Source organism: Haladaptatus paucihalophilus DX253, assembly GCF_000376445.1.
Classification (GTDB): Archaea; Halobacteriota; Halobacteria; order Halobacteriales; family Haladaptataceae; genus Haladaptatus; species Haladaptatus paucihalophilus.
The window spans coordinates 986,532-999,889 of sequence record NZ_AQXI01000001.1; the positions used below are offsets into that span (position 1 = coordinate 986,532).

Consider the following 13,358-nt stretch of genomic DNA (forward strand, 5'->3'; position numbering starts at 1 on the left):
GGTCGCTTGGTCGTTGGTGGTCCAGTCGTTTGTGTGTTGGTACTGGTCGTCCTCGACGCGTCGAGAAAAATCGATACTCGTTTTCGCTCGATTCGTTCGGTCCCTACTGCGCAACCACCGCTTTGCTCGGCGGCGCTCGCGCGACTTCGTAGTCGCCACTTTCATCGACCGCGATGACTGCCCACTCGTAGTCCGGGTTCGAATCCCGAATCCGTTTTCGCAGTCGTGTCGCATTCTCCGTCCACGTCACGAAGCAACGTAGCGTCCCATATTTCGGAGCCTCCCCGGAATCCGCGAGGGCGGAAACGCGTACCTCGCGCCACTTTCGTCTGGCGCGAAATTCGTCTCCGTCGTCCAATACCTCGTATCCGAGGCTGTTGAAAATCGACCTGGCCTCCTTGGTCGGTGGTGTGCTAACAGGGGCCATCCATGTGAACGTAACACACAATACGTAATAAATGTTCTTGCGGATTCGAACAAATGTCACCCTCTATTCAAAATATCGAAACGGATGCCTACCGGACGGCGGTCACTCGTGTGCCGCGTCCCACTCCGTCGCTTTGCGGAGGTTTCCACACCGGTTGCACTCGATGCGGCCCATCGAATCCATCGCGTTGTCCAACGTCTCGCAGTTCGCACAGAAGTAGCCGTAGCGCCGTTCGTGCTCGGGCGAGCGATAGACGACGAAAAACGGACCTTTCGACCCGCGAGTTCCTTCCGACTCGTTGATGTAGACGGTTTCGTCATCCGGCGTCGTCGCTGTGGTCATTATCCACCCCTTGTCGGCCCATCGATTTAGGGATGTTGAACGTATCGAAGGTATCTTGTCTCCTCCCTGAGACACGTCGGCAATGACCCTCCGACTCCTCCACTATTCGGACATCGAGAACGTCTACGACGACCCGGACCGACTCGGCCGACTGGCGGGTTGTATCGACGCCAGACGCGACGACCGAACCGTCGTCGTCGGAACCGGGGACAACACCGCCCCCGGCGTCCTCTCGCTCGTCACCGAGGGGCGGCAAGCCCTCGATTTCTTCGACGCTATCTCCCCCGATTTCGGGACGTTCGGCAACCACGACTTCGATTACGGAATCGACCGCACCCGCGAACTCGTCCGGCGCTCCCCCCAGACGTGGCTCACCGTCAACGTCCGCGAAGGGGACGACCGGTTCGCGGCCGGTGCCGGAACCGCGCCGTACGCGACCCGAAATATCGGCGGTACCCGGGTCGGATTCTTCGGCGTCACCACGCCCGAAACGGCGTCGATAAATCCGAACGCGAGCGAACTAACGTTCACCGACCCGATAGCGGCGGCCGAACGAACCGTCTCCCGTCTCCGAGACGAGGGCGTCGATATCGTCGTCGCGCTCTCTCACCTCGGCCGCGGCGACGAAGCGCTCGCCGACGCGGTGGATATCGACGTCATCCTCGGCGGACACGTCCACTCCGAGCGGGTGGAACAGCTGAACGGGACGCTCGTTACCCGTCCGGGTGTCAACGGCCACGTCCTCCTCGAAGTGGCCTTCGACGGCGGGTCCGAACCGACCGTGACCCGACACCGCGTCGCGGACGCACCGCGGAACGAGGACGTGGCCGGTCGGCTGTACGAACGAAAGGAGTCGGCCGGACTCGGTTCGGTCGTCGCGAGCGTGGACGACCCCATCGAACGAACCAAAACCACGACCTTCCGCGGCGAGAGTCGAATCGGGAACTTCGTCGCCGACGCCTACCGCTGGGCGACCGACGCGGCCGTCGGCCTGCAAAACAGCGGCGGAATCCGCGAAGGCGACCCGCTTTCGGGCGAGGTGACCGTCGGTGACCTCGTGAGCGTCCTGCCGTTTCAGGAGCGCGTCGTCGTCGCGGAACTCTCGGGTGACGAACTCCTCGACGTGTTCCGGCAGGCTCACGACCCGACCATCGGGTTCGCCGAACACGACTGGTGGCACGGTCACCTGAGCGGGGTCGAACTCGTCTGGAACCGGGCGGAGAACGCGCTCGAATCCGCGACCATCGCCGGACGCGAGATTCGGGACGACGCGACCTACAGCCTCGCGACGACCGAGTACCTCCTGCACAGCGACCGGGAGTTCCCCGCGCTCGACATCGACCACCACGTCGAAACCGGAGACGTACAGTACGAGGTGCTGGCCGACTACGCCCGTCGATTCGGCATCGACCCCCAGATAGAGGGTCGCATCGCGCAAAGATAGTAAGGTTCTCCCGGGTGCACCACCTCCGACTCGATATGACTCGCGTCCTCGTTCCGGTTCGCTATCCGCTTTCGGAACACTCGCGTCGGACGCTCTCCGAGGCTCTTCGCGTGGCCGAAGAGCGAGACGCCGACCTCACCGTATTGCACGTGAATCTGTATCACCGCGGAAGCGAGATACGACGCACCGACCTGAAACGAACCGTCGAGAAGGCCTTCGGTCGGATCAGGAACGCCAGATACGTCGTCCGCGACGGCTTTCTCGTGGAGGAGACGATTTTGGAGGAAATCGCCGCGACGAGCGCCGACGTGGTGGTCATCGGCCGTAAGCAGGTCGGTCGGTGGCGGCGTGCGATTCGCCGACTGGTGGACGACCCCGACATCGAGACCTTCCTCAGCGAGAAAGTGGATTGCGAACTTATCACGGTGGGATAGCGTCAGCGTTCGTCGAACTCGACCGGTCGGGAGGGGGGCGTTCGCTGCTGGGGTTCTCGTTCGACGGCGACCCGCGCGACGCCGCTCGTATCGTCGAAGACGAGGTGCGAGTGGGGGTACGCGATCTCCACGTCGGCATCCTGTATTTCCTCCCAGATTCGCTCCATGATGTGTGAGTGGACGCGGCGCATGTAGTACGGGTCTTTCACCCAGTAGCGGAGTTCGAGCAGAACGCCGTGGTCGGCGTAATCCCGTATCTGCGCCACGGGGTCGCTCGGATAACGGGCGCTCCCGATACGGATGTCCGGCCCCGACGCGACGACCTCCGGCGTGTTGCGGGCCGCCCGCTCCATGATGGCTCGCGCCTCGTCGAGGTCGCCCTCGTAGGTGACTTGCATCTGGAGAGAAAGCCGCGAACGCGTGTCCTCGGCCGAATAATTCACCACGTCCCGCTCGCGCATCGTCGCGTTCGGGATGACGAGGAACGTGTTTTGCATCGTGAAAATCTTCGTGTACCGGAGCGTGATGTCCTCGACGTAGCCGCGGGTTCCACCTTCCGGGGTGCTGGTGTCCACCAACTCGATGAGGTCGCCGATTTCGTAGGGTTGGTCGGCCAGCAGGAACAGTCCGTTGATGACGCTCCCGATGATGGGTGCGAGGATGAGACCGACCGTGGCGGAGAACACCGTGACCGAGAGCAGGAGGTTGGACGCTCCTAAGCCGACCTGTGCGGCGGCGGTGGCGACCGCGATGAACAGGATGATGCCACGAATCCCGCGAAGAACGGTCTTCGTGATGCTCGGCCTTCGGAATCGGCGCGCGACCTGCCGACCGACGAGGCTGACGACCAACTGCGAGACGTACCAGCCGAGGAGGACGAACAAGGCCGCGAGGAGGACGTTCGTGACGGTAACGTTCGTGGCGACTTCGAACGCTCCGATGGCGCCGAACCAACGGAGAATACCATCAATCGCTGTACCGGTCGTCGGCATGAGTCTTCCGTCTCACCCGACCAAGTAAAACCCCCGCATTTCGACGCTTGACGTGTCGTTCCCGGGAAAAATAGTGGCGAAAACTAAGTCACGCCGCGACAATTCGAACGTATGACGTCCGAATCACATCGCCCCCGGGCCACGTTCGAAATCAGCCACCACGAGGAGCCGAGCGGCACCCTCCTCGCCGGGTTTTCCGAGTTCGGTCTCGCCGGACTGACCGCCGCGAATTACCTCGTCGAGCAACTCGACCTCGAAGAGATGGGCCACATCACGGCCGAGCAGTTGCCCGCGATTACGCCGTTCGAGAACGGGCGTCCGCGCCACCACACGCGACTGTTCTCGCGGTCGGACCTCGACCTGACCATCCTCGTCGGCGAACTGTTCGTTCCCGTCTGGGCCGCCGACCCCTTCGCCACCGCGATTCTCGACTGGACGGCGAAGCACGGGGTCGAGGAGATAGCCGTCCTCTCGGGGATTCCCGTCCCGCACGGTCCCGACGAACACCGCGTCTTCTCCATCGCCACCGATGATTTCCACGAGAAGCGCCTCGACGGCACGGACATCCCCGGCATGGGTCGCGGATTCCTCGACGGCGTGAACGCGACCCTCATCGCTCGCGGCCTCGACACGCCGCTTGCGACCGGCGTGTTCGTCACCCCCGTCCACGCACAGACGCCGGACGTCGAGGCCGCGCTCCGCCTCATCGATGCCGTCCGTGACGTGTACGGACTGACCATCGACACGGACCCGCTCGAAGCATTCGCCGAGGAAGTCGGCGAGTACTACGCCGAACTCGCCCAGCGTGTCGAATCGGCCGGGGACAGAGAACGACCGGACGACCGGATGTACATGTAGCAGAACGTTTTACGACGGTCGGTGTCGGGCGAGCGTGGTGAGTCACCACGCCCGCCCGACGCCTCCCTGTAAAACGTTCATCAAAAGCACTCCTTCCTCATTTCGACGAACGACTCGCGGCGCGAGTCGTTCGTCTCCATTCGGTCGTCGGCCCGGAAAATCTTCGATTTTCCGGAGAGCGTACTAGCGACTGGCGGCTGTGTTACCAGTGGAAGTTTGGTGGTCGTCTCAATCGCCGATTTTCGATGGTTGGTCGGTTGCTGACATTCTGGCGGTTGTGTCATCGGCTGGTTTTCGGCAGTTGTGTCGATTGCGGACTTCCGTCGGTTATGTGACTGGCCTACCGCTCCCTTCGGTCGCTCGCCGAAATCTAGCGACCGGCGAAGCGATAGGCTACCTGTCCTTTCAGGGCGCTAACGACCTCTCCGCGAACGGCTTCGCCGTTCGCGGGCCGAGGACCCCCGACGGAGCGACTGAAAGGAGCGACGGAAGTGGGGTGGCGTCGTGCTTTTGGTCCAGCTTTTACAGGGAACCGACCAGGGCGATGGCACTCGCCATCGCTCTGGCCTGTGACCGTCGTAAAAGGTGGAAGCGAAAGCTGGGGTTCTATAGTCCTCCGTGGATTCCCGTTTCATAATGAGCTCCGACGACCTCTATCTGACACTCGAACGAGTCGGAGAACGGTTCAGCTTAGGGGAGTACGAGATCGACGCGTATCTCACGGTACTCGAACACGGACGACTGACGGCGAGCGAAATCGCGGACCACACCGACATTCCGCAACCGCGGGTGTACGACACCGTTCGCAGTCTGAGCGACCGTGGACTGGTCGAACTCCGCGAATCCCGACCGATGAAGGTCATCGCCATCGACCCCGAAGAAGCCTTCTCCGACGTGCAATCGTCGCTCGGCGAGATGATAACCGAACTCGAAGAGCGCTACACCGCCCCGGCGCGGGATACGGAAGCCGTCTCGCTGGTCAAATCCCGCTCGACCATCCTCCGTTACCTCGAAGACGTCATCGAGGCGGCCGAGTACGAACTCGCGCTGTCGCTGACGCCCGACCTCCTCGAACGGTTCGCCGACGACCTCGCGGCGGCCATCGACTCGGGCGTGAGCACCGAACTGCTCGTCACGCCCGCCTCGGAAGCACCCGACCCGACGGAGTTCGACTACGAGTCCGTGGCGACTACCGCCCGCGCGCGCCGCGGAATCACGACGCCCGTCATCGCGGTGGCGGACGGCGAATACTCGATGTACGCGACGCAGGACGCCCTCCGCGACGACCGCGACCGGTACGGCGTCATCTTCAACCGCTCCGCGCTGGGATTCCTCGTGTCCGGCTTCTTCGGCACGGTGCTCTGGACGACCGCCGAGCGAACCCTCTCGGAGGACGCCGAAAAGCGTTCGTTCCCGCGCCGATACGCCTCCATTCGTCGGTGCGTCAAGGAGATTCAAGGGATGGAAGGCGAGTTCTACGCGACCATCAAGGGCCGCGACATCGAATCCGGAAACGACCGTATCGTTCGCGGAAAGGTCGTCGGCTTCTCCTTCGAGGGCGGCGAGCGCGTCGCGGGAATGTCGGTCGAAACCGAGACGGGAACGGTCACCGTTGGCGGGCAGGTCGCCGCGCTCGAAGACATCGAAGCGCACGAAATCCGAATCGGGACGGACGAACCACCGGCCTACGAGCGGTGAGCGGGAAGCGAGCTTAGAAGGTGAAAACGCGCTGGTCGCACTCCGGGCAGGCCAGCACGTCGTCGGGCGCATCGAGGGGGGTGGAACTCCCGCTGCCACAACAGCTGTCGGCGCTGGTTTCTTCGAGCGGGGTATCGCACACCGGACAGTCGCGACAGAACGCGCGGAGCGCCGACGCCGATTGCACGCGGACGTCGCGGTCGATGTCGAACTCGGCCAGCGTCCGCACCGCCGCGACGTCCGCGATGGCGACCGGCCGCGAAAGCCAACGCTCGGTTTCCACGCCACCGGCGGAGACGACGATGTACGCCCCGCTATCGACGGATTGTACGCTGACGGAGGACGACGACGCGGCACGAACCGCCGCCTCGAGGTCGCCCTCTCGAACGGATTCCATCTCCGCGCGCCAGTCGGTTCGAAACCGTTCGTCCAGTTGGAGGCTCTCGCCGACGGCGTGGACGACGCCCGCATCGAGGAGTTCTGAGAGCGCGCGCTCGCCGGTCTCCTCGTCGGATTCACCGGCCAACGACCCCGGCTCCGCGGGTGGCTGGAGTGGTTGCGGCGTCGGGGAGAGCGCCGAAACGAGTTTGGGTGCGAACTGAGGCGTTCCGGGAACGAGATAGCCCCGAAGCGCGATTCCCGCTCCACCGACGACGCCGAGCACCGACGCGACGCCGAAGCGACGGGAGCGACTTCCGGACAGCAGTCGAGTTACGCCCGCGCACGCGAGAAGAAGAATGCTAGTGTTCAGTACGGTACACGGCCAGCAGCGGTTTTCACCCGTGTACTCCGACTTTCGAAGTCCGTCAATCATTGGCAGGGGATTCGGACGCCGGGAGGTTGAAACTTCGGGAGACGGGCGATTCGACGACCGTTCGAACACAACCCATACGTCGGTCGATTGGTAAGTATCGGTCGAAATGCCCTCCATCCATCACATCGGGTCGCGTCGGATACCCTTCGAACCGCCGAATACATGATCGACCGCGATGCGCTCCGACGAGTCGCCACCGTGATTCCCTTGCTGGGAGCGAACCTGTTCCCGGTCGTCGGCGTCCTGTCGTTCGGTTGGACGCCTGTTGCCGTCCTCGTGCTGTACTGGGTCGAGATGGGAATCGTTACCTGCTGGTCCGTTCCGAAGGTGCTGTTCGCGCAACGACGGTCGCCCGAGGTTGGGGACCGGCACCTCCCGCTGTCCGAACTGCGGGAGAAACGCGGCGGCAAATCCCTCTGGCGGGATGGCCCACCGGCGTATGTTCGAAACGTTCCGTTCGCCGCCGCACAGGTGAACGTCCTGCTGTTGGTGTGGCTCGTTCTGGGTGCCTTCCTTTTCGCCCAACTCGGTCTCCAGAACCGGATGACGTCCGCACTGATACGGACGGTTGCGGTCGGCGGGGTCGGCATGGCGGTCGGACGGGGCGTCGAGTTCCATCGGGAGTACATCCGCGAGGAGAAATACGCCGAGACGTCCCCACGCGCGACACAACAAGCGACCGCGCGGCACATGGCGGTGTTCGTGCTCCTGATGGGTGTCGCGGGAGTAATCGAGAGTGCGCGGACGGCGAGCCTCGTCGGAGTCGGCGTCATCGTCGCGGCGAAACTCGCCCACGAGGTGCACAACTATCGAACGGAGTACGCGGACGAGCGACCGGGCGGCATCGTCGGACGACTGCTCGACTCGGACGGCAACGAAGACCCGCCAGAGCGGGTGTCGATGCCCGACGGGACGCCGGACGAGCGAATTCGGCCCGATTCCCGTGCCGTCGTCGCCGACGGAATCGTGCCGGGGGTGTCCGGCTTGGCGAGTCGGACGGGATACCTCGCCGTCCTCCTCACCGCGTTCGGAGTGATAGTGCTCGAATGGGTCGTCGTGGCGGCCGGGGTGGCGCTGCTTTCGCCCATCGTCCTCGGGAAGATGGGAAGCCACTACCTCCGCCGTGGAACGGTCGAGTATCGGCGGTACGGCGACGAAATCGTCGAATACGACCGCTGGCTCGACGAACCACAGTGGCGGGTCGCCATCGACGACATCGAGGAATCCTCGGTACCGCGGCGGGTGGTGGACCGATTCCTCGGAACCGGAACCATCGCGTTCGATTGGCGGGACGCCGACGAAGAACGACACGTACCGTCGCTCGGGCCGTTCGAGGAGGTCACCGACGTCGCGGAGCGGTTGGGCCTGTCCGCGACGGACGCGGAGCAAAAGGACCCCGACAGAACCATGTTCGTAGCCGCGGCAGGTATCGCGCTCACGTTCCTCGCGGTGCCGGTCGGTGTGGTCGTCTCGGGCGAGATGGGTGCGGGCGGCGTCGTCCTCCTCACGCTCCTCTTCGGCGGGCCGTTCCTCGTGGTTCTCGGGGCGCTCCTCTGGGTCGCCGCGATGAACTGGTGAGCTTCCTCGATAGTTCGCCCACAGCCCTTTATCTCCGCTCCGTGAACGTGTTCAACGAGCATGACGGAAATGCAGTACACGAAACTCGGGAGCACCGGTCTGGAAGTGTCGCGGCTCTGTCTCGGCTGCATGAACTTCGGGAGCGAACAGCCGTGGATGATGAACGACGAGGCGGCCAGCCTCGACCTCCTCGACCGAGCGATGGACATGGGTATCAACTTCCTCGATACGGCGAACGTCTACTCACACGGCGAGAGCGAGGAGATAGTCGGCAAGGCCATCGAGGGACGGAACCGCGACGAACTCGTGATTGCGACGAAGGTGTTCGGCGGGATGGGCGACTATCCGAACGGGCAGGGGTTGTCCCGAAAACACATCCTGGACCAAGCCGAGGCGAGCCTCGACCGACTCGGCACCGACTACATCGACTTGTACCAGATACACCGCTGGGACGAGACGACGCCCATCGAGGAGACGCTCTCCGCGCTCGATCACCTCGTCGAGACGGGACGGGTGCGCTACATCGGCGCGAGCACGATGGCGGGGTGGCAGTTCACGAAGGCGCTGTACGAAAGTGACGTCGAGGACTACGAGCGGTTTTCCTGCATGCAACCGGAGTACAACCTCGTGGACCGTCACGAGGAGGAAAACCTCCTGCCGGTCTGTGACGCGGAAGGCGTCGGCGTCATCCCGTGGTCGCCGCTGGCCGGGGGATTCCTGACCGGGAAATATCACCGCGACGAGGAGGTAACGGAGGGTCGGGCGGCCAGCGACGAGTACACGGAAGAGCGATTCACTGACGAGAACTGGGCCGTGCTGGACGAGGTTCGCGCCATCGCGGAGGAAAAAGACGTCTCGGCCGCACAGGTCAGTCTCGCGTGGTTGCTCCACAAACCCGTCGTCGATTCGCCGATCATCGGCCCGCGGACGGAGGACCACTTGGTCGAAAACGTCGCATCCCTCGACATCTCACTCTCGGACGAAGAACTGGAGCGCCTCGAATCGCCGAAAGCACCAGTCTGGTCCAGAGATATTGCGAACATCTGATATGTGCGTCGTTTGTCGGAGAAACAAACCCGTTCGAGACCCCGGACGACGGCCAAAATTGCCGCGATAATGGCCGAAAGGCGGCACGAAACGGGATTCCGAAGACCAACGGCGAAATAATTCATGTAGAAACACATTCATTTTTTGAAGTCAACCCTTGCTGCCGTTTTCAAACGACAATACCCATATATGATGGTTATCGTCCACAAATGATTTTACCTATCCGGGATACAAGCAACATGAACGTGATAATTCGTGTATATAAAATATAACAACGGCAGTAGTCAATCGCACCAAAGTTATAAATGCGGCAATTCCGTCTTAGAAAACCATGGTGGGTGTTAGCGAACGTGATAGAGGCCGTCGGCGAGACGGCGTCTCACGACGGACCTTCGTAAAGGCCGTCGGAGCCTCCGGCACTGCCGCCGGTCTCGCCGGCTGTACGAGTCAAGGAAAGCCCGCGGACCCGAATACCATCAAATTCGCCGCCGACTCGGACGCGGCGGACGCACAAGGAGAAATAAACGACGCGCTTCACAACGCCGGGCTGTCGGAGGACATCCACGTCGAAGTTCTCGCCGGGTCGAGCAACACGGACGTTCGCCAGTCCCAGTACCAGCGCTGGCTCTCGGCCAACTTGGAGGAGCCGGACATGTTGCTCATGGACAGCGGGTGGGCGCTGACGTTCATCGCTCGGAGGCAAGTGCTGAACCTCAGCGAAAACCTGCCGCAAGATTTGGTAAAGAAGGTCGAAAACGACTACTTCCAAGCCAGCGTTCAGACCGCGAAATCCACCAGCGGCGACCTCTACGGAGTTCCCCTCTTTCCCGACTTTCCGACGATGCAGTATCGGAAGGACCTCGTAAAGGAGGCCGGGTACAAACCCGACGAGGAAAACTGGGGAACGGAATCCATCTCGTGGAAGAAGTTCTCCGAGGTGACGGATAAGGTCAAAAAGCAAAACGACATGCAGTACGGCTTCACCTTCCAAGCGGACATCTACGAAGGACTCTCGTGCTGTGATTTCAACGAGTTCATGACCTCGTGGGGCGGCGCGTACTTTGGTTCGCACGATAACCTGTTCGGACCCATCGGCAAGCGTCCGGTGACGGTGGCGGAAGAGCCGGTCATCAAGTCCATCAAGATGATTCGGACGTTCATTCACGGCTCCTCCGCTCCCGGAACGTTGCAGGGATATAAGGGTGGCATTTCACCGACCGCCGTGCTCTCGTGGTCCGAGGAGACGTCGCGTGCCCCGTTCACTAACGGCCACGCGGTCATGCACCGGAACTGGCCGTACTCCATCGTCATCAACGGGGCCGACGACGTGTTCGGCAAGGACCTCGGCGTCATGCCGATTCCGTACGGCGTCAAACCCGGTCAAGCGAAGTACAAGGGAACGGGCGGTCCCGCCGCGGCCCTCGGCGGGTGGCACGTGACCGTGAACCCGAACTCGCCGAAGCGGGAAACCGTCTTCGAGGTGATTCGGGCGATGATGCAACCGTCGTTCAAACTCAAGCTGTTCGAAGTCATCGGCTGGCTCCCGCCGGAGCCGGAACTCCTCAAATCGAAGAAGGCAAAGGAGGTGCCGGTTATCGGCCGGTACGTCGACGAACTTCGAGTGGCCGGACAGAACGCGGTGCCGCGTCCCGTCACGGCGGTTTGGCCGCAGGAGTCGGGTAAAATCGCCCAGCAGGTGCACGCGGCGTACGCCAACGAGGCTTCGCCGGAATCGGCGATGTCCACCTTGAAAAGCCAGTTGACCGAAATCGAGAACTACAACAAATAATCATGGCAACTGAAGAACCATCGGAACACGGCTTGCGGGAGCAGCCGAAGTCGGGTGCCTACGCCGGTGCAGTTCGCTGGATCGAGAGCCTGAGCGAGACGCAATTCGCGTATCTGCTCTTGCTCCCCGCGTTGCTGTTGCTCGGCGTCATCGCCTTCTGGCCGCTCTTGCGGACGTTCGAGATGTCATTGCACGCGGACAGCATCACCGGACCCGCTCAAATCGGCGGGTTCGTCGGATTCGAAAACTACGTGAACCTATTGACGGGGAAACTCGATACGGTCGCCTTACCGCAACCGTTCATCGACCTCAGTAATCCGTTCAAAAGCGCGCTCATCGTCACGTTCATTTTCACCATCGCGAGCGTCCTGCTCGAAACCGTCATCGGCTTCGGACAGGCGCTCGTGCTGGACCAGGACTTCCGCGGTCGGCGGTGGGTGCGGGTGGCCATCATCCTCCCGTGGGCGGTTCCCATCGTCATTCAGGGGATGATCTTCTACCTGCTCTTCCAACCGGGTATCGGCTTCGGTGCCGACATCCTTCACAACGTGGTCGGGTTCTCGACGACGCCGCTGGTCAACAGCCCGGAGGCGTTGTCCATCATCATCGTCGCCGACGTGTGGAAGACGACGGCGTTCATGGCGCTGCTCATCCTTGCCGGACTCCAGAGCGTCGACCGGAGCCTCTACGACGTGGCGAAGGTCGCGGGCGCGTCGAAGTGGCAGCAGTTCAAGATGATCACGCTGCCGCTCGTCTTCCCGACGGTCATGGTGGCCATGTTGTTCCGCACCATCGCGGCGATGCGGATTTACGGCCTCATCCAAACCATGTCCGGGTGTTCGACCGTGCCGTCGCTGTCCTGCCTCGTCGTTTCGACGTTCAGCGTCCGGCGGTACGGAACGGCGTCCGCCATCGCGTTCGTGACGGCGGCCATCATCGGCATCGTGGTGACGGTGTACATCGTGAAGTTCCGCGAGAGCGCGGAGGGGATCTAGATGGCGCAAGCAGAACAAACCACGTCGGACTCGGACGAAAACCTCGGTCCGTTCCGACGGTGGGCGAAAGGGTCGATACAGGACCCGGAGAGCACCTACCGAGGGTTGTTCTACCTCGTCATGGTGTTCTTCCTGTTCACCACGCTGTTCCCGCTGTACTGGTTGCTCGTCCTCGCGCTGACGCCGAGCAATCAAATCTCCCAGATGGGACTGCTCCCGAACGGGTTCAATCCCGGTGCGTTCGTGGAGATATTCCAGCGGTTACCGTTCCACGTCTACATGTTCAACAGCTTCGTGCTCGCGCTGCTCACCACCGCCATCGTGCTGGTGCTCGCGAGCCTCGCGGGCTACGTGTTCGGGCGACTCGACTTCCCCGGCCGTGGGCCGCTCATGTTGCTCATCCTCGCCATCTCGTACTTCCCACCGGCGGCGTTCCTCATCCCGCTGTTCCGGCTGTTCACGGGGAACATCGAGATACTCGGGCTGAGCACGCCGATGCTGTACAACACGCCGGGAGCGCTGTTGCTCCCGTTCAGCGCCCTGTTCATGCCGCTCTCGATATTCATCCTGACGACGTTCTACAGCCAGATTCCGGACGGGCTGGAGGACGCCGCGCGAATCGAGGGCACCACGCGACTGGGCGCGCTGTTCCGCGTCATCATCCCGCTGTCGGCTCCCGGCGTCGCCACCGCGGGCGTGCTAACGTTTATCAACGTGTACAACGAGTTCTTCTTCTCGTACCTGATGACGGACGGGGAGGCACAACACTGGGCCCCCATCCTGTGGGGCATCCTTGGCTACCAAGGCCAGTACGCATCGTTCTACAACCTCATGGCGGCGGCGAGCATCGTTGGCATCCTGCCCATCGCCATCCTCGTCGTCATCGCGCAGGAGAAAATCGTCAGCGGGCTCACCTCTGGCGCACTGAAGGAGTGATACA

13 protein-coding genes are annotated in these 13,358 nt (G+C 62.4%); 9 read left to right on the forward strand and 4 right to left on the reverse strand.

What is annotated here, in order from left to right; translation table 11 throughout:
- Nucleotides 1–103: 103 nt before the first annotated feature.
- Together B208_RS0105585 and B208_RS0105590 are read right to left on the reverse strand one after the other, a co-directional pair.
- Complete coding sequence (locus B208_RS0105585; RefSeq protein WP_026177747.1) at nucleotides 104–427, reverse strand: DUF7116 family protein; 324 nt, start codon at nucleotides 425–427, stop codon at nucleotides 104–106.
- A 102-nt stretch (nucleotides 428–529) separates the two neighbouring features.
- Nucleotides 530–769, reverse strand: a complete 240-nt coding sequence (locus tag B208_RS0105590; RefSeq protein WP_007977605.1) for a DUF5816 domain-containing protein — start codon at nucleotides 767–769, stop codon at nucleotides 530–532.
- 82 nt (nucleotides 770–851) lie between these two features.
- Between B208_RS0105590 and B208_RS0105595 the strand changes: the two genes are divergently transcribed.
- Nucleotides 852–2,213: a bifunctional metallophosphatase/5'-nucleotidase gene (locus tag B208_RS0105595; RefSeq protein WP_007977606.1), complete on the forward strand. Its 1,362-nt coding sequence runs from the start codon at nucleotides 852–854 to the stop codon at nucleotides 2,211–2,213.
- A 35-nt stretch (nucleotides 2,214–2,248) separates the two neighbouring features.
- The gene (locus B208_RS0105600; RefSeq protein WP_007977607.1) at nucleotides 2,249–2,647 is read left to right on the forward strand and encodes a universal stress protein; all 399 of its coding nucleotides are present in this window, start codon (nucleotides 2,249–2,251) and stop codon (nucleotides 2,645–2,647) included.
- Nucleotides 2,648–2,649: 2 nt separating this feature from the next.
- Here the strand turns inward: B208_RS0105600 and B208_RS0105605 are convergent, their stop codons facing one another.
- A complete protein-coding gene (locus B208_RS0105605; RefSeq protein WP_007977608.1) occupies nucleotides 2,650–3,639 on the reverse strand; it encodes a mechanosensitive ion channel family protein in 990 nt (329 codons plus the stop codon).
- Nucleotides 3,640–3,750: 111 nt separating this feature from the next.
- On the opposite strand from B208_RS0105605, the gene B208_RS0105610 reads away from it, so the two are divergent.
- Together B208_RS0105610 and trmB are read left to right on the forward strand one after the other, a co-directional pair.
- Nucleotides 3,751–4,497, forward strand: coding sequence for a proteasome assembly chaperone family protein (locus B208_RS0105610; protein WP_007977609.1), 747 nt, complete (start codon nucleotides 3,751–3,753; stop codon nucleotides 4,495–4,497).
- 636 nt (nucleotides 4,498–5,133) lie between these two features.
- A complete protein-coding gene (gene trmB, locus B208_RS0105620) occupies nucleotides 5,134–6,195 on the forward strand; it encodes an HTH-type sugar sensing transcriptional regulator TrmB (protein ID WP_007977611.1) in 1,062 nt (353 codons plus the stop codon).
- A 13-nt stretch (nucleotides 6,196–6,208) separates the two neighbouring features.
- Here the strand turns inward: trmB and B208_RS0105625 are convergent, their stop codons facing one another.
- Nucleotides 6,209–7,009, reverse strand: a complete 801-nt coding sequence (locus tag B208_RS0105625; protein ID WP_007977613.1) for a hypothetical protein — start codon at nucleotides 7,007–7,009, stop codon at nucleotides 6,209–6,211.
- A gap of 162 nt (nucleotides 7,010–7,171) precedes the next feature.
- On the opposite strand from B208_RS0105625, the gene B208_RS0105630 reads away from it, so the two are divergent.
- The 5 genes from B208_RS0105630 (at nucleotide 7,172) to B208_RS0105650 (ending at nucleotide 13,354) form a co-directional block, all read left to right on the forward strand.
- The gene (locus B208_RS0105630; RefSeq protein WP_007977615.1) at nucleotides 7,172–8,587 is read left to right on the forward strand and encodes a DUF6498-containing protein; all 1,416 of its coding nucleotides are present in this window, start codon (nucleotides 7,172–7,174) and stop codon (nucleotides 8,585–8,587) included.
- A gap of 60 nt (nucleotides 8,588–8,647) precedes the next feature.
- The gene (locus B208_RS0105635) at nucleotides 8,648–9,634 is read left to right on the forward strand and encodes an aldo/keto reductase (RefSeq protein WP_007977617.1); all 987 of its coding nucleotides are present in this window, start codon (nucleotides 8,648–8,650) and stop codon (nucleotides 9,632–9,634) included.
- A 331-nt stretch (nucleotides 9,635–9,965) separates the two neighbouring features.
- Complete coding sequence (locus tag B208_RS0105640) at nucleotides 9,966–11,423, forward strand: substrate-binding domain-containing protein (RefSeq protein ID WP_007977619.1); 1,458 nt, start codon at nucleotides 9,966–9,968, stop codon at nucleotides 11,421–11,423.
- A 2-nt stretch (nucleotides 11,424–11,425) separates the two neighbouring features.
- Nucleotides 11,426–12,418: a carbohydrate ABC transporter permease gene (locus tag B208_RS0105645; RefSeq protein WP_007977621.1), complete on the forward strand. Its 993-nt coding sequence runs from the start codon at nucleotides 11,426–11,428 to the stop codon at nucleotides 12,416–12,418.
- Nucleotides 12,419–13,354 (forward strand): carbohydrate ABC transporter permease, encoded by a 936-nt coding sequence (locus B208_RS0105650; RefSeq protein ID WP_007977623.1) that lies wholly within the window; start codon nucleotides 12,419–12,421, stop codon nucleotides 13,352–13,354. It begins immediately after the preceding gene.
- The last annotated feature ends 4 nt before the right edge of the window (nucleotides 13,355–13,358 follow it).